The 21,250-nt window shown below is 40.4% G+C and carries 13 protein-coding genes and 2 tRNA genes; 7 read left to right on the top strand and 8 right to left on the bottom strand.

Annotated features, from left to right (window positions below):
• Positions 1–128: 128 nt before the first annotated feature.
• Genes H6A61_RS13060 through H6A61_RS13075 form a run of 4 tightly spaced genes read left to right on the top strand, consistent with a single transcriptional unit; the run spans position 129 to position 6,285 of the window.
• Positions 129–1,856, top strand: a complete 1,728-nt coding sequence (locus tag H6A61_RS13060) for a class I mannose-6-phosphate isomerase (RefSeq protein WP_204394238.1) — start codon at positions 129–131, stop codon at positions 1,854–1,856.
• Between the two features lie 31 nt (positions 1,857–1,887).
• The gene (locus tag H6A61_RS13065; protein WP_204394239.1) at positions 1,888–2,982 is read left to right on the top strand and encodes an ROK family protein; all 1,095 of its coding nucleotides are present in this window, start codon (positions 1,888–1,890) and stop codon (positions 2,980–2,982) included.
• A gap of 37 nt (positions 2,983–3,019) precedes the next feature.
• Positions 3,020–4,177: an MFS transporter gene (locus tag H6A61_RS13070; RefSeq protein WP_204394240.1), complete on the top strand. Its 1,158-nt coding sequence runs from the start codon at positions 3,020–3,022 to the stop codon at positions 4,175–4,177.
• Between the two features lie 23 nt (positions 4,178–4,200).
• On the top strand, positions 4,201–6,285 hold the full coding sequence (locus tag H6A61_RS13075) for a DUF5054 domain-containing protein (RefSeq protein ID WP_204394241.1): 2,085 nt from the start codon (positions 4,201–4,203) through the stop codon (positions 6,283–6,285).
• A 442-nt stretch (positions 6,286–6,727) separates the two neighbouring features.
• Here the strand turns inward: H6A61_RS13075 and H6A61_RS13080 are convergent.
• The 6 genes from H6A61_RS13080 to H6A61_RS13105 all read right to left on the bottom strand — a co-directional run bounded on the left by H6A61_RS13080 (position 6,728) and on the right by H6A61_RS13105 (position 9,587).
• Positions 6,728–6,812: transfer RNA gene (locus H6A61_RS13080), tRNA-Ser, on the bottom strand.
• A gap of 152 nt (positions 6,813–6,964) precedes the next feature.
• Entirely contained in the window at positions 6,965–7,405 is a 441-nt protein-coding gene (locus H6A61_RS13085; RefSeq protein ID WP_204394242.1) for a hypothetical protein, read from the bottom strand.
• A gap of 15 nt (positions 7,406–7,420) precedes the next feature.
• A complete protein-coding gene (locus tag H6A61_RS13090; protein ID WP_204394243.1) occupies positions 7,421–7,807 on the bottom strand; it encodes a hypothetical protein in 387 nt (128 codons plus the stop codon).
• A 47-nt stretch (positions 7,808–7,854) separates the two neighbouring features.
• Complete coding sequence (locus H6A61_RS13095; RefSeq protein ID WP_204394244.1) at positions 7,855–8,406, bottom strand: RNA polymerase sigma factor; 552 nt, start codon at positions 8,404–8,406, stop codon at positions 7,855–7,857.
• 29 nt (positions 8,407–8,435) lie between these two features.
• Positions 8,436–9,350, bottom strand: coding sequence for a ribonuclease Z (locus H6A61_RS13100; protein WP_204394245.1), 915 nt, complete (start codon positions 9,348–9,350; stop codon positions 8,436–8,438).
• A gap of 164 nt (positions 9,351–9,514) precedes the next feature.
• Positions 9,515–9,587: transfer RNA gene (locus tag H6A61_RS13105), tRNA-Thr, on the bottom strand.
• A gap of 501 nt (positions 9,588–10,088) precedes the next feature.
• Between H6A61_RS13105 and H6A61_RS13110 the strand changes: the two genes are divergently transcribed.
• From H6A61_RS13110 to carB, 3 genes are all read left to right on the top strand, one after another.
• Positions 10,089–11,975, top strand: a complete 1,887-nt coding sequence (locus H6A61_RS13110) for an amidophosphoribosyltransferase (protein ID WP_204394247.1) — start codon at positions 10,089–10,091, stop codon at positions 11,973–11,975.
• A gap of 95 nt (positions 11,976–12,070) precedes the next feature.
• Positions 12,071–13,147, top strand: a complete 1,077-nt coding sequence (gene carA, locus H6A61_RS13115) for a glutamine-hydrolyzing carbamoyl-phosphate synthase small subunit (RefSeq protein ID WP_154044505.1) — start codon at positions 12,071–12,073, stop codon at positions 13,145–13,147.
• Positions 13,148–13,279: 132 nt separating this feature from the next.
• On the top strand, positions 13,280–16,507 hold the full coding sequence (gene carB / locus H6A61_RS13120; RefSeq protein ID WP_204394249.1) for a carbamoyl-phosphate synthase (glutamine-hydrolyzing) large subunit: 3,228 nt from the start codon (positions 13,280–13,282) through the stop codon (positions 16,505–16,507).
• 66 nt (positions 16,508–16,573) lie between these two features.
• Here the strand turns inward: carB and H6A61_RS13125 are convergent, their stop codons facing one another.
• Positions 16,574–18,205: a RagB/SusD family nutrient uptake outer membrane protein gene (locus H6A61_RS13125; protein ID WP_204394251.1), complete on the bottom strand. Its 1,632-nt coding sequence runs from the start codon at positions 18,203–18,205 to the stop codon at positions 16,574–16,576.
• A gap of 11 nt (positions 18,206–18,216) precedes the next feature.
• On the bottom strand, positions 18,217–20,961 hold the full coding sequence (locus H6A61_RS13130) for a SusC/RagA family TonB-linked outer membrane protein (RefSeq protein WP_204394253.1): 2,745 nt from the start codon (positions 20,959–20,961) through the stop codon (positions 18,217–18,219).
• Positions 20,962–21,250 lie beyond the last annotated feature (289 nt).

Here is a 21,250-nt window from a genome sequence, read left to right on the forward strand (position 1 = left end):
ATATAGTTCTGTTCTATAATTTTATTCTATTTCGATAAGGTGAATTTTTTCTATTAATTCCATTTGATTATAAAATATTATTTTTATATTTGCACAAATAACAATATGTATAAACAAATAAATTATTTATGAGAAAACCGAATTATGACAAATATCCTGCTACAGTAATTGATGGGAATATCCTTCAAGGATGGAGTGAAATACGTGATATTCTTGCATCCAAATTATCTGAAAAAACTGTATTAGCAGTCGACTGCTATACTGGAGTGTATGAAAAAGAACTTATAGATGAGCTTTCTTTACTTCAGCCGGAAGAAATTATTCTGGTGAATGAATTGTATAAAGATGAGAAGGTTATAGCTGAAATGACAGAACGCTTTATGACTGATGATGTGTTGTTTGGCTATGTAACCAATTTATGCTTGGCTGATTATTTTGATAGTAAAAAGTTGGTGGCAGCACAAAAGAAGATCAGTGAAAGCAATAAGCCTGTTATTGTATTAGGTACAGGAGCGCATATAGTTGCCCCTGAAGCAACGCTTGTGTATGTGGATATGGCCCGTTGGGAAATTCAGCAACGTTTTCGTCGCCATGAAGTAAAAGCTTTAGGTATAGACAATCGTAACGAAACTGTTTCGCTCCAATATAAAAGAGGATATTTTAATGACTGGCGTATATGCGATCATTATAAAGATTCGTTGTTTCACAAAGTTGATTTTTGGTTAGATACACATATCGCAGGGGTACCCAACTTGATTGACCGGGAAACCTTTTTCAAAGGAATAGAAGCAACTATCAGAAAACCTTTTCGCGTAGTTCCCTTCTTTGACCCAGCTCCATGGGGAGGACAATGGATGAAAGAGATATGTGGATTGAATTCAGAAAAAGAAAATTACGGTTGGTGCTTCGATTGTGTGCCCGAAGAAAACAGCTTATATTTTGAAGTAAGCGGAATACGTTTTGAAATACCAGCAATAGATTTGGTATTGCTGAGATCAAGAGAATTACTCGGCGAACCAGTAGAAGCTCGCTTTGGTAAAGAATTCCCTATTCGTTTTGACTTTTTAGATACGGTAGGCGGAGGAAATCTTAGTGTGCAGGTACACCCCACTACACAATACATCCACGAGAATTTTGGTATGTACTATACACAGGACGAAAGCTATTATCTGTTAGATGTCAAAAAAGGCGCCTCGGTTTATCTCGGGTTGAAGACCGGTATCAACAAGGAGGATATGATCAATGATTTACGTGAAGCTTTAAAAGGAGACCTCATTTTCAATACAGAAAAATATGTGAACCGTTTGCCTGCTAAGAAGCACGACCATTATCTCATTCCTAGCGGAACCATACATTGTTCAGGTGCAGAAGCTTTGGTACTGGAAATTAGTTCAACTCCCAATCTATTTACATTCAAGCTTTGGGATTGGCAGCGTTTAGGACTGGACGGTAAACCGCGTCCCATTAATGTGGAAAGAGGCAAATGTGTGATTGACTGGAAACGAAATACTGAATACGTATTGGAACATCTAGTGAATCAATTTACCGCTATAGCCGAAGGGGATGGTTGGAGAGAAGAACGTACAGGACTACATCCAAACGAGTTTATCGAAACGCGTCGTCACTGGTTCACCAAGTCGGTGACTCATCACACCAACGGCAGTGTGAATGTACTGAATCTGATAGAAGGTGAAGAAGCAGTCATTGAAAGCTCCACAGGTGCTTTTAAGCCATTTGTTGTGCATTATGCCGAAACGTTCATTATCCCCGCCTCAATAGATGAATATACAATTACTCCTTATGGAAAGGCTGTCGGCAAGGAATGTGGAACCATTAAGGCTTACGTGAGATTTTGATAATCATTTATTTAATCTTAATTTGATATTTATGTATGAATCAGATAATAGAGTTGTGATGACTCTTGATGCAGGAGGAACAAATTTTGTATTTTCGGCCATTAAAGGTTATGCATCAATTGTCCCATCCGTGTGCTTACCATCAGTACCCAATAATTTGAAAAAATGCATGTCTGTATTGGTAGATGGGTTTCGCAAAATAAAAAATTCCTTAACAGATGATCCTATTGCTATTAGTTTTGCATTCCCTGGTCCGGCCGATTATGAGCACGGAATAATTGGTGATTTACCTAATTTCCCAGCCTTCCGTGGTGGAATAGCTTTAGGACCATTCTTGAAGGAAGAGTTCGGTATTCCTGTCTTCATTAACAATGACGGCAATTTATTCGCTTATGGTGAAGCTTTAGCAGGTGTACTACCGCAAATTAATCATGAACTTGAAATCGCAGGAAATCCTAAACGCTACAAAAATTTATTAGGTATTACATTGGGAACCGGCTTTGGAGCAGGAGTAGTAATCAATAACAGTCTTCTAACTGGCGATAATGGCTGTGGAGGTGATATCTGGCTGATGCGTAACAAAAAATATCCAGATATGCTTGCAGAAGAGAGTGTTAGCATCCGTGCTATCAATCGTGTTTACAACGAACTGACAGGAGAAAGCACCTATTCTCTGACCCCCAAAGATGTGTTTGACATTGCAGAAGGCATCCACCCGGGCAACCGTAATGCAGCCATACAGAGTTTTAATGAATTAGGAGAAATGGCAGGAGCTGCCATTATCAATGCGCTCAATATCATAGATGGCATAGTTGTAATAGGTGGAGGTTTATCTGGTGCCTATAAGTACATACTACCGGCTATGATTCATGAAATGAAACGTTCCATATCTACGTTTGCAGGTTTGAACTTTAACTGTTTACAAAGTGAAGTCTATAATCTAATGAACGAAAATGATCATTCTCTTTTCTTAATGAATAAAAGAAGTGATGTAAAAATTCCCTTTACAGATAAATATGCAATATATGACCGTTTCAAAAAAACAGGGATTATCATATCAAAATTAGGAGCCAATAAAGCAATTGCATTGGGAGCTTATGCGTATGCACTTTCTCAGTTGGATTAAAAACAGAAGAATATTATTGCTGTCTAATTTATTTAATATGAAAAAAAAAGTAACCAAATCAATTTTTCCAGTACTCTTCGGCTTCTTCGTAATGGGTTTTTGCGACATAGTAGGTATTTCATCTGATTATGTACAGCGTAGTCTCCATTGGTCGCCTATAATGACTGGATTTGTACCTTCTACTGTGTTTGTATGGTTTTTATTCTTAGGTATTCCTATAGGCAATAAAATGAATCAATGGGGAAGAAAGAATACTGTTCTTATAAGTATGGCCATCACTATGGTGGGTATGATTCTTCCTTTGATTACTTATGGAAATATAACTTGCATAATAACCTATGCCTTATTGGGAATAGGCAATGCTATCTTACAAGTCTCTCTGAATCCATTACTGAACAATGTCATTGCAGACAAAGCTTATCTAACCAGCAGCCTTACTGCAGGACAAGTCATCAAGGCCATATCCTCACTATTAGGGCCCGAGATTGTATTATTAGTAGTTAATCTTTTCGGAATAGACAAATGGTATTATTGCTTCCCCATATTAGGATTTATCACTATGCTATCTGCTATGTGGCTAGTTGCCACTCCCATCGAACAGGAACAAAATATTGATACAGAGAAAGAAGTATCAGCCACTTTATCATTACTGAAAGACCGTATTATTCTGCTTCTGTTCCTCGGTATTTTCTTTATCGTAGGAGTAGACGTAGCGACCAATTATATCAGTTCAAAACTAATGACCATTCGTTTTGGCTGGAGCAACGAACAAGTAAAATTTGCTCCACAGGTCTATTTCCTTTGCCGAACTATAGGTACATTGCTTGGCACTTTTCTGCTTATCCATATATCCGAAATGAAATACTTTAAAATAAATATCTTAGCTTGTATTCTATCATTCTTAGTTCTGATATTTGTAAAAAATGACACAGTAAATATTATGTGTATTGGATCAATTGGCTTCTTTGTATCTTCTGTATTTCCAATCATTTATTCTATGGCATTACAAGTTAAACCAGACAAGGCGAATGAAATTTCAGGCCTAATGATTACTGCTGTAGCAGGTGGTGGAGTTGTTACACCTGCTATTGGTTTTGCTATCGGAACAATAGGAATTATCTGTGGCGTAATGGTCATACTATCTTGTGTACTCTATCTGGCTTATTGTGCCTTTGGTATCAAAATCAATATTTAAAAAACTCATAAAATTAATTTATTATGAAAAAAGTAAAGCATTTATTAACATTGTTGTGGGCTATTCTATTTACGATGAATGGATCAGCAAAAATCATTCAGCAAAATGGACCAATTAATCCTATACAGATTAAGAAAATACATTTGATATTTAAAACTCACCTTGATATCGGGTTCACTAACTCAGGAGATTCTGTCATCAAGACTTATATGAATAATTTTATTCCTAACACTTTAATATTAACGGAGTCACTTCGTCAAAGTAAAACCAATGAACGCTATCGTTGGACTACAGGTTCCTGGCTAATTTCCGAATTTTTAAACTCACAAGATTCTGCTATGAAAAAACGAATGGAAAATGCTATAAAAAATGGCGATATAGCTTGGCACGCCTTGCCGTTTTCTACTCAAACAGAATTGTTAGATTCATCTTTATACGATTTAGGCATCCAAATATCCCAAAATTTAGATAAACAATTTGGTAAAAAAACGATTTCTGCAAAGATGACCGATGTTCCTGGACACACTCGTTCTCTGATTCCTATTCTAGCCAAAAACGGAATTCGCTTTTTACATATTGGCGTCAACCCTGCTAGTACAGCTCCAGATATCCCCGCTTTATTCAAATGGTGTGCACCGGATGGAAGCAACATCATCGTGATGTACCAACAGGAATATGGTGATCAATTCGTGTTGCCTGGAACTGATGTAATGGTGGATATTCGCTTTACGAATGATAACTTGGGACCTCATTCGTACCAACAAGTAAATGACATCTATAAAGAACTTCATAAAAAATACCCCAATGCAGAAATTGTAGCATCTACTTTAGATGATGTAGCTAACGAGGTATTGAAAATAGAGAACTTACTTCCTGTCATTACCAAGGAGTTAGGAGACACCTGGATTCACGGAGTGGGAAGCGATCCTGTCTTAATGGCAGAGTTTCGTGCACTTTCCCGATTGAGACTCAATTGGATAAATCAAGGCAAATTTACTTTTGGCAGTAAACAAGATATGGCATTCGGATTACCTTTGTTAATGGTTGCCGAACATACTTGGGGAAGAGACGTAAAGACTTTCTTGAAAGATTGGAACATATACCTTCCTGATGATTTCAAAGCTGCACGCCAAAAGCCTAATTTCAAACAGATGGAACAGTCATGGAAAGAGAAAAGAAACTATATTGACCGTGCAATTAAGGCCTTACCAACAGAAGAGAAACAAGAGGCATTAACTGTCTTAAAGGCGTTATCCCCATCGGTTCCTGAGATTTCAAGTTATTCAAAAATAAGAAATTTGAATAAAATCATCAGAACAAAATATTATAATTTCAAAATCAGTGCTTCCAATGGATCTATTATTTCTTTGAAAGACAACAAGAGTGGGAAAGAGTGGGCAAGCGAAAAGAATCCATTATTCCTGTACTCATATCAGACATTCTCAAATGATGATTATGAAAGATTTTTCAACCAATATCTAACAAAAAAAATGCAGTGGGCATTGGCTGATTTTGGTAAGCCGGGGTTGGAAAATTTTAATGTAGAGTCAAAGGTATGGCATCCCACTTTAATATCTGCCTATAACAAAAAAGACAAGAACGGTACCTCCATTTTACTGAAAATGAGACTTATCGACAGGAAAAAGCAAGAGGTAGGAGGAAATCCTGAAATAATCTATGTAGAATTAGTCTTTCCCAACGACCAAAAGGAGATACAGGCTACTTTAAAATGGTTCGGAAAACAAGCTTACAGACTTCCGGAGGCTCTGTGGTTCTCTTTTATCCCCACAGTAAACCGAGGAGATTGGTATGTTGATAAAATGGGTGAAATGGTCAATTTCAGAGATGTTGAAAGCCACGGAAACAGAAAGATGCATGCGTGTACTGGAGGAGTAAAGCTGAAAAACATAGATGAAACCCAAATATCTATTACATCGTTAGACGCTCCTTTAGTTATGTTTGGAAACAGTTCGTTATTAGATTTTAACAATGAATTACCAAAAGTGGAAGATGGAATCCATTTCTGCCTTTTCAACAATGTATGGGGTACAAATTACACAATGTGGTTTGAAGAAGATATGCAATATCGTTTTGTAGTCAGATTGTAATTAGATAATTTATCTCCAAGAATGATTTTGAGTCACAGCATAAGTGTTCAATATTTATATTAGAAGTCCACAAACTGTTCCGTCCTTGTTTACCTGATTTTTTCTTAGATAGAACAAAATCTTAAATGTACTCTTACTCATATCCTTTTTTAATTTATCTCCGTTACAGTGGGTGTAATGACTTCCCTCTGCAAAGGAATAATTAATAATTGGGTTACAAGCAGACATTTGAACGTCAATGAGCGACAAATCAAGGACTTACATCGAAAATCGTTACTATTTTTATAGGCTATTTTTTAGTAACGATTTAGTAACGGAACTTTGTCTGAAGTGAGCATTTGAATGTCTTTCGGTTGTCCACCGGATAAATAGAAAAAGTCCCGTAAAACGTTGATTTTACGGGACTTGTCTTAATTTGACTACCTAATGTCTTAGGTTTCAGCGGAGAGACAGGGATTCGAACCCCGGGTACCTCGCGGTACAACGGTTTTCAAGACCGCCGCAATCGACCACTCTGCCACCTCTCCAAAACTCCTTTCGAAGTGCTTTATTTCTCAAAAGCGATGCAAAGGTAGGGATTTTTTTTGAATATGCAAAGCTTTCGGACATTTTCTTCTGAAAAAGTACGTTTTTTTTCTGAAAACAGGCTTTATCAAGTAGTATAATCCTGTTATGAACACTATTTTTTATGTTTTCCGGCTCCTTTCAGCAATTCACGGCTGAACTTCATTTCAGCCCGTTGAATATTATAAATTTTCTTTGGGCTAAGCACTTTTTTATATTTACCAAGATATTCCAGCTCCAGTTCATCTATTGTAAGGCGTGTCTTTATCACATCTTCCGTTATGCGGGAATATTCGGCATCTGTCACATTATTGCCATCCTTAGCCTTGCGTATCTTGTCCCACATATCTTTATTATAAGAAAATTTCTTATCCTGCAATTCAAAATACAAAGGAAAGAACTTTGCAGCCTCTTCCTGTGTCAATCCTGCCTTTTCTACAAGATACTGTTTTTGTCGTTCACGAAACTGTTCCTTACTCATGCATTCTTTTTTGTCCTGAGCCTGTATGGCAAGACAAGATATAAGCATAGCAATTATAATAACAAATCTGTTCATATAAGAATAATCGAATTAATTGTATATTTCCAAATCGGCATCAGTCAGATACATATATAATGTATAGTCGTCCATCATAGCCTGATCCAAAATAGGATCAATATATTCATCCGGAATACCTTGCACAGAATCCGTCATAGAGACATCGCCCGCATTAATACTCGTACTTACAGGCCTGTCATTCATCATTACACGCAGTCCGAACATAAGTCCGCAGAACATAGCAACCATATAAACCCAAGGTTTCACTCTTTCCCACATGGTCACCTCAACCTCTTCTTGCACCTCGGTTTCAGGAAGCTGCTTCATTATTTCGGGAACAATATTTTCAAAGTAGCCTTCGGGCACCTTAAAAGGATTTTCCTTCCCTATCCTGTTCTTTAATTCGGTATCTTCCTTCATATTACGATCTCCTTCCTTTATATTAGATTAAAAATACGGTAAAAGGTTTAATCATTCTGCTTGAAATATTCTTCTATTTTCTTTACCGCGTGATGATATGAAGCTTTAAGGGCTCCAACCGTAGTTCCCACTATCTCTGAAATATCTTCATATTTCATTTCCTGAAAATATCTCAGATTGAATATAATCCTCTGTTTCTCAGGTAGTGTTCGTATAGCCTTTTGAAACATGACCTGAGTTTCGTCCCCGTCAAAATACGGGTCTCCCTCAATCATGTTTATAAAATTCGAGTCAGCCTCATCTATAGATATATTTTCCTGTGCCCTCTGCCTGTTCAGAAAATTCAGACATTCGTTCAGGGCAATTCTGTATAGCCATGTAGAAAGTTTCGCATCTCCTCTGAAATAGTCAATATTGGTCCATGCCTTTATAAATGTATTCTGAAGAATGTCATTGGCATCATCGTGAGACACCACCATCCTTCTTATCTGCCAATACAGTTGTTCGCTGAACTCCCCTACCACTTCTTCAAAAGCACTGCGTCGCGTGTGCGGGTCGTGCAAACGCTCTTTTATATCGTCCTCATTATTATGTGCCATAACCATTTAAACAATATGCTGTAGGAAATTCAAATATTTATACTCAAATTCTCGTTTGCCAAAATTGTATCGGCAAAAACTTCTTTTGCTTCGGACAGAAGACATTCATCGTCATCGTATCTTGCCGAGAAATGACCTATAACCAGTTTCTTAACTTCTGCCATCCTTGCAATCTCAGCCGCCTGTCTTGCCGTCGAATGCATGGTAACCTTAGCCCTTGCCTTCTCCGTTTCCAGGAAAGTAGCCTCATGAAATAACAAGTCCACGTTCTTTATCTGTTCAACTATTTTCGGACAAAACATCGTATCAGAACAGTAGGCATAACTTCTTGGAGGATCAGAAGGCACAGTCAGCCTGCTGTTAGGAACCATTGTTCCATCCTCACACACAAAATCCTCACCGTTCTTAATTCTGTTAATCATATACACCGGCACCTTATAGAAATCTATCATATCTCTTATGATATGATTAGGTACAGGCTTTTCCTTGAAAAGGAAACCACACGTAGGCATTCTGTGTTTCAGAGGGATGGTTTCAACCGTCAACGAACGGTCATCGTATATCACAGCTCGCTCTGCCGGATCGATATCATGGAAAATAACCTCAAAGGGTAATCCCTTACAGAAGAAATCGAGTTGAGGTTTGAGCAATGTCTGCAAATCGGGATGCGCATATATATGCAGATCGGCAGTTCTTTCTATCATGCCGAAAGTTGATATCATTCCTATGAGTCCAAAGCAATGATCGCCATGCAGGTGTGAGATGAAAACATGGTTAAGTCTTGAAAATTTCAGTCTGGATCTGCGCAGCTGCACCTGTGTTCCCTCTCCACAATCTATCATAAAAAGTTTCTCTCTTACGTTGATGACTTGTGAAGTGGCAGAATGCCGCATCGTAGGCAATGCAGAACCGCATCCCAATATGTTAAGCTCAAATTTTTCCATGCCGACAAAGATAAATAAAATCTTCAAATACTGTCAAAACGAAGGTATAAATAAACTAAAGCATAAGCCTTTCATGCGTTTTAAAAAAATGAACTGTCGTTTTAAACAAAACGCCCTGTCATTTCAAATCGAATGACAGGGCGTTTTGTAACCGTCAAAATAAGAGCCGAAAGCGGGACTCGAACCCGCGACTTACTCATTACGAATGAGTTACTCTACCAACTGAGTTATTTCGGCGGGATAAGTTCTTATTTTGTGGTTCAAAATTACTTCTTATTTTTTTATTGACAAATGTATTTCCGATTTTTTTATCGTTGCTTCATATATTTATCACATATAATAAAAAGGTAATACGAATATTTTTTTCTAAAGATGTATTAACGGAATGCATATATTTCACTGAAAATACTTATCTTTGCACCCCGAATATAACATAAGAAAGACTTAATATAACACATTATATATAATATATATTTATTAAGAGCCAGAAGATGAAAAGATTTTATTCGGTTTTTCTATATTGTAAAACTTCGGAAGCATACAGAAATGCTATTACATTTCTTTTTGCCAAAATCCGTTTTTCATTTTCCAGTATGTTATTTTTGTTTTTCAAACATACAGACTTTTCTTTTTCAGAAAATTCATATTTACCCGGAAATGCTTTTCGGCATATCCGGGATTTTTTTCGTCCAACAGCATTATACGATATACAACAATACAAATATAGATAATTAAGGTATGGAACAACTAAAGCACGAATGTGGGGTGGCAATGATACGCCTGATGAAACCACTGGAACACTACCAGCAGAAATATGGTACATGGATGTACGGACTTAATAAGCTGTACCTTCTGATGGAGAAACAGCATAACCGTGGACAAGAAGCTGCCGGACTGGCTTGCGTGAAACTTCAGGCTGCACCGGGAGAAGAATACATGTTCCGCGAAAGAGGACTTGGCGCAGGAGCTATAACCGAGATTTTCGGAACTGTACACAGCTATTTCAAGGATCTGACACCGGAACAGATGCGTGATGCCAAATATGCCGAAAAGTGTCTTCCTTTTGCAGGCGAACTGTATATGGGACACCTGAGATATTCCACTACAGGTAAAAGCGGAATATCGTATGTGCATCCATTCCTCCGCCGCAACAACTGGCGTGCAAAGAACCTTGCATTATGCGGAAATTTCAACCTTACAAATGTTGACGAAATATTCGCGTCAATCACTGCCGACGGACAGCACCCGCGCAAATATGCCGACACGTATATAATGCTTGAGCAGGTGGGACACCGACTTGACCGAGAAGTGGAAAGGTTGTACACAGAATGTAAAGGCGAAGGTCTGGAAGGTATGGACATAACTCATGCCATAGAAGACAGAATAGACCTGACAAACGTTTTGAAGACATCAAGTCCGACATGGGACGGCGGTTACGTGATATGCGGACTGACCGGTAGCGGCGAAAGCTTTGCCGTACGCGATCCGTGGGGAATACGTCCTGCATTCTGGTATATGGACGATGAAATATTCGTACTGGCTTCAGAACGTCCTGTGATACAGACAGCACTGAATGTTCCTGCCGACAGTATAAACGAACTTCAGCCTGGCCAGGCAATAATGATAAGCAAAAAAGGACAGATGCGTCTGGCTCAGATAAACGAGCCAAAAGTGAAAAAGGCTTGTTCTTTCGAACGTATATACTTCAGCCGCGGCAGCGACATGGATATATACCGCGAAAGAAAAAAACTCGGTGAGAAGCTGGTGAATCCTATTCTGAAAGCTATAGACAACGACGTGATACACACAGTATTCTCTTTCATCCCGAACACAGCCGAAGTGGCTTTCTACGGAATGTTGGAAGGTTTCGACAACTATCTGAATGAGCTGAAAGTACAACGTATAGAGGCCTTGGGGCATAAACCGAGCCATAGCGAGCTTGAACAGATTCTTTCACAGCGTATCCGAAGTGAAAAAGTCGCAATTAAGGATATAAAGCTGCGTACGTTCATCGCCGAAGGAAATACCCGCAATGATTTGGCAGCACACGTATATGATATTACATACGGAAGCCTAGTGCCATACGCTGACAACCTGGTGATAATAGACGACAGTATAGTTCGTGGTACAACACTGAAACAAAGTATCATAAGCATACTCGACCGCCTGCACCCGAAAAAGATAGTAATAGTATCGTCATCGCCACAGGTACGCTATCCGGACTATTACGGTATAGACATGGCAAGCATGGAGCAGTTCATTGCCTTCAAGGCTGCCATAGCATTGCTTGAGGAAAGAGGTATGCAGGACGTTATAATAAATGCATACAGCAAATCCAAGGCACAATTAGGATTACCTAAAGAAGAGATGGTGAATTATGTAAAAGAGATATACGCACCGTTCACGGATGAAGAGATATCAGCCAAAATGGTAGAACTGCTGACACCTGCCGGAACACAAGCCAAAGTAGAAATAGTATATCAGACACTTGAAGGACTTCACGAGGCATGTCCTGACCACACAGGCGACTGGTACTTCAGTGGAGACTACCCTACTCCGGGCGGAGTGAAACTGGTAAATCAGGCATTTATAAACTATATAGAAGAAAATTTTTTAAATGAATAATTAAGAATTAAAAGTTAATAATGAGTGGATGATATCACTCTTAATTCTCAATTATTAATTATTAACTGTTAATTATTAACTCAAACATACAGATAATGAGAAATGTAACATTGATCCTCGACGACGGGAGCCGCTTCCATGGCAAGTCGTTCGGTTATGAGAAACCGGTAGCAGGCGAAGTGGTGTTCAACACAGCCATGACCGGTTACCCTGAAAGTTTGACAGACCCTTCGTACGCCGGTCAGCTTATGACACTGACTTATCCTTTGGTTGGAAACTACGGTGTACCTCCTTTCACTTTCGCGGAAAACGGACTTCCTCATTTTATGGAAAGCGAAAAAATTCATGCCGAAGCGATTATCGTAAGCGACTACAGCGAAAAGTATTCTCACTGGAATGCAGTAGAAAGCCTTGGCGACTGGCTTAAACGTGAGCAGATACCGGGAATTACAGGCATTGACACCCGTGAGCTTACAAAGGTATTGCGCGAACACGGTGTGATGATGGGAAAAATCGTATTCGACGATGAACCGGACAACATTCCTGAGGCTGAATATGCCGGAGTAAACTACGTTGATAAGGTTTCCTGCAAGGAAGTAATCCGCTACAACGAAGGCGAAGGCAAGAAGAAAGTCGTACTCGTGGACTGTGGTGTTAAATCGAACATTATCCGTTGCCTTTTGAAACGCGATGTAGAAGTAATCCGCGTTCCATGGAACTATGATTTCAACTCTCTTGAATTCGACGGTCTGTTTATCTCAAACGGTCCTGGCGACCCAGACACCTGCGATGCTGCAGTACAGAACATCCGCAAGGCTATGCAGAACGAAAAACTTCCTATCTTCGGAATCTGTATGGGTAACCAGTTGCTCTCGAAAGCAGGAGGTGCAAAAATATACAAACTGAAATACGGTCACCGCAGCCACAACCAGCCGGTTCGCATGGTGGGAACAGAAAAATGTTTCATCACTTCACAGAACCACGGTTATGCCGTTGACAACAATACTCTTGGCTCAGACTGGGAACCACTGTTCATCAACATGAACGACGGCTCTAACGAAGGTATCCGCCACAAAAAGAACCCTTGGTTCTCTGCACAGTTCCACCCGGAAGCTGCAAGTGGTCCGACAGATACAGAATTCCTGTTCGATGAGTTTGTAAAATTGTTATAAACCAGGTTACAAGGCTACAGTTACAAGTTAATAGAAGGCTCTCCATCCGGATGGCAACCTTGTCACCTCGTCAACTTGTCAACTCGTAACTAAAAACAAACTCAAAAACTTAAAACTTAAAAACTCAAATTCATGAAAGAAAATATAAAGAAAGTATTATTGTTAGGTTCCGGAGCACTTAAAATCGGCGAAGCCGGTGAGTTCGACTATTCCGGTTCACAGGCTCTTAAGGCTCTTAAGGAAGAAGGTATAGAAACCATCCTTATCAACCCTAATATCGCTACAGTGCAGACTTCAGAAGGAGTGGCAGACAAGATCTACTTCCTGCCTGTAACACCTTACTTCGTAGAAAAAGTAATAGCTAAGGAACGTCCTGACGGCGTACTGCTCTCATTTGGTGGACAGACAGCATTGAACTGCGGTGTTGCTCTCTACAAGGCAGGTATATTCGAAAAATATGAGACTCGTGTTCTTGGTACTCCTGTACAGGCTATCATGGACACTGAAGACCGTGAGCTCTTCGTTCAGAAACTTGACGAAATCAATGTTAAGACTATAAAGAGTGAGGCTGTAGAAAACATTGAGGATGCACGCCGTGCGGCAAAAGAACTTGGCTATCCTGTTATCATCCGTGCTGCATACGCGCTTGGTGGTCTGGGTTCCGGTTTCTGCGACAATGAAGAAGAACTTAACGTATTGGCTGAAAAGGCTTTCTCTTTCTCTCCACAGGTGCTTGTAGAAAAGAGCTTGAAAGGATGGAAGGAAGTGGAATACGAAGTAGTGCGCGACCGTTTCGACAACTGTATCACTGTATGTAACATGGAAAACTTCGACCCGCTGGGTATCCACACCGGTGAGTCTATCGTTATCGCTCCATCACAGACTCTTACAAACAGCGAATACCACAAATTGCGTGAACTTGCAATCCGCATCATCCGCCACATCGGTATCGTAGGTGAATGTAACGTACAGTATGCTTTCGACCCGGAATCAGAAGACTACCGTGTAATCGAGGTTAACGCTCGTTTGAGCCGTTCGTCTGCTCTTGCATCTAAGGCTACAGGTTATCCTTTGGCTTTCGTTGCTGCGAAACTTGGTTTGGGATACGGACTGTTCGATCTTAAGAACTCTGTAACAAAAACTACTTCTGCATTCTTCGAACCGGCTCTTGACTACTGTGTATGTAAGATTCCTCGCTGGGACTTGGGTAAGTTCCACGGTGTTGACCGCGAACTTGGTTCAAGCATGAAGTCGGTAGGTGAAGTTATGGCTATCGGACGTACTTTCGAAGAAGCTATCCAGAAAGGTCTTCGTATGATTGGTCAGGGAATGCACGGTTTCGTTGAAAACAAGGAACTCGTTATCGACGATATCGACAAGGCTCTCCGCGAACCGACAGACAAACGTATCTTCGTTATATCTAAGGCTATGCGTGCGGGTTACACTGTTGACCAGATACATGACCTTACTAAAATAGACAAGTGGTTCCTCGACAAGCTGCAGAACATCATGCAGACATCTAAGGAGCTCCACGAATGGGGAAACAACCATACCCAGCTTTCACAGTTGCCGAACGAACTGCTTTATAAGGCTAAACGTCAGGGATACTCTGACTTCCAGGTAGCTCGTGCAATCGGTTACAAGGGTGAAATGGAAGACGCTATCGTTGATATCCGCAACCACCGTAAGAGTGTAGGTATCGTGCCTGTAGTGAAACAGATAGATACTCTGGCAGCTGAATATCCTGCACAAACTAACTACCTGTATCTGACTTACAGCGGTGTGGCTAACGATGTTCATTACCTTGGCGACCACAAAAGTATCGTGGTTCTCGGTTCAGGAGCTTACCGTATCGGTTCTTCTGTAGAATTCGACTGGTGTGGTGTTCAGGCTCTTAACACTATCCGCAAGGAAGGTTACCGCTCTGTAATGATCAACTACAACCCTGAAACTGTATCTACAGACTACGATATGTGCGACCGTCTGTACTTCGACGAGCTGACTTTCGAACGTGTAATGGATATCCTCGACCTGGAAAATCCTCACGGAGTAATCGTTTCTACAGGTGGACAGATTCCTAACAACCTCGCGCTTCGTCTTGATGCTCAGAAAGTAAATATCCTTGGTACTTCTGCAAAGAGTATCGACAACGCAGAGGACCGCGACAAGTTCTCGGCTATGCTTGACCGTATCGGTGTTGACCAGCCTGAATGGAGTGCGCTTACTTCTATGGAAGATATCAACGCATTTATCAAGAAAGTTGGTTTCCCTGTATTGGTTCGTCCTTCATACGTGCTTTCAGGTGCAGCTATGAACGTATGTTCTAACCAGGAAGAACTTGAACGCTTCCTGCAGCTTGCAGCCAACGTATCGAAGAAACACCCTGTGGTAGTGAGCCAGTTCATAGAACATGCCAAGGAAGTTGAAATGGATGCTGTGGCACAGAACGGTGAAATCGTAGCATACGCTATCTCTGAACACATCGAGTTTGCCGGTGTACACTCAGGTGACGCTACTATCCAGTTCCCTCCACAGAAACTCTATGTTGAGACTGTACGCCGTATCAAGCGTATCTCTCGTCAGATTGCAAAGGAGCTTAACATCTCCGGTCCGTTCAACATTCAGTTCCTTGCACGTGAAAACGATATCAAGGTTATCGAATGTAACTTGCGTGCCAGCCGTTCATTCCCATTCGTAAGTAAAGTCTTGAAGATTAACTTCATCGAACTTGCTACTAAGGTTATGCTCGGTCTGCCGGTTGAAAAACCTGAGAAGAACCTGTTCGACCTCGACTATGTAGGTATCAAGGCTAGCCAGTTCTCATTCAACCGTCTGCAGAAGGCCGACCCTGTATTGGGCGTTGATATGGCATCTACAGGTGAAGTGGGATGTATCGGCGACGATACTTCATGCGCAGCATTGAAAGCTATGCTTTCTGTAGGGTACCGCATCCCTGAAAAGAACATACTTATGTCAACAGGTACACTGAAACAGAAGGTTGACTTGCTTCAGGCTGCACGTGCCCTCAAGGCTAAAGGTTACAACATCTTCGCTACAGGCGGTTCATCCAAGTTCCTTACAGAAAACGGCGTAGAAAATACACGCGTTTACTGGCCAAGCGAAGAAGGACATCCTCAGGCTCTCGAAATGCTGCACAAGAAGGAAATTGACATGGTGGTAAATATCCCACGCGACCTTACTCCAACCGAGCTTGAAAACGGTTATAAGATCCGTCGTGCCGCTGTGGATTTGAATATTCCTCTTGTTACAAACGCACGTCTTGCAAGCGCATTCATCAATGCATTCTGCACTATGAGTATAGACGATATAGCAATCAAGAGTTGGGACGAATATAAATAACCAATAATATAAATAAAAAGATTAAGACCTCTCTTACGGACATTTTCCAATAAGAGAGGTCTTTTTTTATTTCTTATAACCTGAATTCTGTAATAACCAGTTATTCATCTGAATAATCTTTTCAGGGATTGGGAATACTGTTGTAAATCCGGTCTCTTCATTTTCCAGCTGAGGACGGCTGCTATATGCTTCAGTGTAAACTCCGAACCTTATCATATCCTGACGCCTCCATCCTTCCCAGGCAAGTTCTAGCATTCTTTCATCCAGAATATTTTCAAGAGTAGCACTCCTGGCAGGAGCATTTACTCTACTCCTGACAAGATTAAGCTCTCTGTCACCGTTTTCTCCATTGCGAACCTTAGCTTCACATTTCATAAGAAGCACATCGGCATATCTGTAAAGAACGATATCATTGTCTATAAGCTTTCCGTCTTTAAAGCCTGTAGGATCGACTTCATATTTTTTCATTCTCGCTCCGGCAGTCTTCTCGTACGGTTTTCCTGAAACGTCAAGTTCAACCTTCCAAGGCTCATAGACCAAACGTGTCTTTCCATCATCCAGCATTATAGGATTTCCGTCAAGATCGGTAAGATCGTCATCAAAATAGCAGAAATCAAATCGTGGATCTTCATTTTCTGTACCGTAGCCGAATGTTTCAAGAACATCCAGAGTGGCAGACGCACCGTTCTCTCCTCCAAGTCCGTAAGCCTTTGCATGATTATAATGACGCGACCTGAATAAATATATGAACTGGTTGGTATATAATGTCTTGTCCATAGGTATGACAAAAATATTCTCGACAGACGATTCGTTGAACACTGCAAAATTAGTCCTATAGTCCGGTTCCAGATTGTATCCTGCCTCTGCTATCTTGTCGCAATAGTATATTGTGGCCTCCCATGCATTCGTCCTTGTTCCGTCTATTGTAAATTCTATATCAGCTCCGTTTGGTCTTAAATTGTCAGTCCATACATCATCTGTATATACCTCGGCATTCAGTGCCAGTTTAGCCAACAGAAAATATGCCACATGTCGTGTAATTCGTCCGTAATACTCTCCGGGGATATTACTACGTTCGTCTGCCAGATAAGGTAAGGATTCCTGTAGTTCATTTACAATAAACCAGAAGATTTCACTCCTTTCTGCCTGTTCTTTCACCGACTTCTCAACTTCTGTTTCCCTTATGAGCGGCACTCTCCCGAACAAATCCATAAGATGGTAATAGAATAATGCCCTTAGAGCTCTGACTTCTGACATCAAGGGTTGTGCATCATCATCACTGTGATCTGTTGCATAGTCCTTTATCCTTCTGGCAGATTCATTACAAAGCATGACCGATTTGTACAAATATTCCCATGTGGCAAGAATAGAATTGTTATTTGTTCCCCAGTCATGAAGATATAGTCCCTGCCAGAATCCACCGTCATACCAGTCCGCGCCACGCGTAGGCATTATAGCCTCATCGGTGGTAAAAGTATTAAGGTCGTATATACCTCTTCCGGTGCCCTGTATCCCCTCACTGTCATTATATCCGCCAATATTATTATAAAGAGTGGCAACACTGTGCATGTATAGTTCTTTCAGATTTCCGGCTATCTGATTTTCGTTTATTGCGTCCTTTGGATTTTCTTCCAAAAAACCCTTGCAAGATGATAGACAAAGGATACAAGCTGTTATGATGTAAACATATCGTTTCATACGCATAAATTTTAAAAGTTCAACCCAAGGCTTAAAGTATATGTCCTCGATACAGGATAGCTGCGTTTATCGTCAACTCCCAATGTACCGTCTATACCGGAACTGTTTATAAGCGGAGTAAGTCCAGAATACCCCGTTATAGTCGCAAGATTGTTTATCGTAAAAGCCAGTCTGCAACCCTTCAGCCACAGTCCGTCCTTTACTTTCGGTTGCCATCCTATTGTAAGATAATCGAAATTAAGGTAGTTTCCATTTTCCAGCCAGTAGTCCGTAGCCGTCTGGTCACGTATCATCTTCTTAGGAGCTTCTTCCATAACATTATAGTCAGGCAGGTTATTCATGTTCATATATGTAAGTGCAGTACCGTTATAAATCTTATGGCCGAACGCACCGTTCATCTGTAACGAAATATCGAAAGATTTATATCTCAGACTGATATTTGAACCGAGTATATATTTAGGTATGGCCTGTCCGGCTATATATCTGTCTTCTCCATCCTCTATGCTTACTCCGCCCCCATTCAAATCGGCTATACCATATACATAACCTCCGTTACCGTCATCTTTCAACCCTGTACATTTAGGCAGATAGAAAACGCCCAATGGCTGTCCCACTATCTGATACACTATATTGTTGTTTCCACCATGAAATCCTGCACCATTCAGTCCGGCAATGGCTGTATATTCGGCAGCTGATATATAATTACCTTCATACATTCCACCAAGCGACAGCAGTTTGTTCTGCTGATAGGTGAGATTTGCGTTTATCATAAGTTCCCAATCCCCCGTTCTCACCGGAGTACCGCCTACTGATATTTCCACACCATTGTTTTCCATCGAGCCGATGTTTGCCAAAAGAGTATTATAAGTGAACGGAGGAACGCTGACATGATAATTATAAAGCATATCGCTTGTTTTCGACTTATAATAATTAACAGACAGAATAAACCGGCTACCATACATTTCAAGGTCGGCACCAGCATTGAAAGTCTTCTTCACTTCCCATTTCAGATCCGGATTGACATTTCTCAGTGTTTCAAAAGTAACCATAGGCAAGTTACCAACAGGAGCTACCCCATTCGGTTTAGCCAGACTCATAGTGGTATAAGAACTTATTCCTCCCTGGTTTCCAGCAAGTCCGTATCCCAGTCTGACTTTCAGATTATCGACTATATCAACATACCTCATAAAATCTTCCTGCGATATGTTCCACGCCACAGAAGCTGAAGGGAAAAATCCCCATTTATGGTTCTCGCCAAACTTGGATGACGCATCAGTACGCGCATTCAATGTGACAACATACCTGTCATCATACGAATAGTTCACACGGCCCAAAAACGATACCTGTCTGGGATCTTCAAAATAAGAGCCTGTACCGTCCCATGGTCTCAATGCTCCTGCCTGAAGATTATTGAAGCCCATATAATCAGATGAAAAGTTTGTAGCTGTAGTATAGAATCCGGAATATCTGTCCTTAGAGAGTTCACCCAATGCCAATACATCTATAAAATGTTTTCCCATCTGTCTGTTGTATGTAAGCATCATGTTTCCCAGCAATGATTCCGAACTTCTCAAACCTCTGTATCCCTGACCGTAAGCCCATACTGTTGTAGGTAAATATTGGCTGTCCTCAGCATTATTGTATGTATATGAGCCGAAAAGTACCAGTTTCAGCCGGTATGGAAGATTTACGTTTATTTTAGCATGCGCACTGAAGTATGAGGCTGCCTCACGGTTGTCAACTTCCATCCATGCCAACGGATTTGTTATCTGACTGGCCGTAGTAAGATTATCCCAGGCACCTGAAGAATTCTTTTCTCCGGGGAAAGTAGGATTGAAAGTTGCGGCCGAATAAAATGTCTTCTGCAGGTCGAACAGACTTCTTTCCCTTTTCACCGAGCCGAATATTCCAAGTTCACAATCTACCAAGTTATCTATAAGCTTTTGGTTCAGATTCATGTTTGATGTAAACATCTTCATACCCTCGTTCATTATATCTCCTTCCATATCCAAATATCCAAGAGATACACGGTAAGTAGATTTCTCTCCGCCACCATAAAGAGCAATATTATGATTCTGCCTTATGGCCGTCCTCTCTATTGCTTTCTGGAAATTTGTATTATAGCCTTTGTCTATAATACTCAATCCCAAGCTTGAAGTGACATTTCTGTATTCATCAGCATCGAGCATCCCTATTCTTTTATACACACTGGAAATACCGAAACTTCCGCTGTAGTTTATACTTGTCTTGCCCTTGATACCTTTCTTTGTCACGACATTTATTACGCCGGAAGCTCCACGCGAACCGTACTGAGCCGTTTCGGAAGCATCCTTCAAAATAGTAAAGCTTTCTATGTCAGTAGGATAAATTGAGGTAAGCAGAGTCATATCCCCTATAACACCATCAACAATGATTAACGGTGAGTTACCTCCCGTTATGGATGTAGTTCCACGCAGACGTACCGCATCAAGAGCAGCCGTTCCGTTCCCCCCTTTATTGATAGTAAGTCCTGCTACTCGTCCCTGAATAGCCTCAATAGGATTTACAATCTGTATTTTGTTCATCTGATCTTCTTTGATCAGCTCCACTGATCCGGACAGTTTCTTAATGCTTCCGGTGGCATAGCCGACATTTACTACAGTATCGGCAGAGACTTTGTCTAATTCTTGTTCTTGTGCATTAATAGTTTGGCCTGCCAATATTAAAGGCAATGATGCCAACAAACTAAGCGTATTGGTTCGCTTGTGTTTTTTCATAATGATATCGGTTATTTGTTTTTCTCAAAAATAAGTATTTATATAATGAAAAACAAAAAATAGGCATATAAGGTTGAAATCATATGCACATATTATACAAAAATTATACACTCCGTTCAAACTGGTATTTTAAATATCATAGTTTTTATTTACATTTGCCAATAGTACCTATTATTATATAAAATGAAATTCCCATGAGATAAAAAAATCACGCCAAAGAGAATGTAAATAGTCAAGCTGAAGTTACCTTTGTATAGTGTAACCCTAAATGTATCAGTTATGGCAGAAG

Source organism: Bacteroides caecigallinarum (assembly GCF_016901995.1).
In the GTDB taxonomy this organism is placed as follows: domain Bacteria; phylum Bacteroidota; class Bacteroidia; order Bacteroidales; family Bacteroidaceae; genus Phocaeicola; species Phocaeicola cellulolyticus.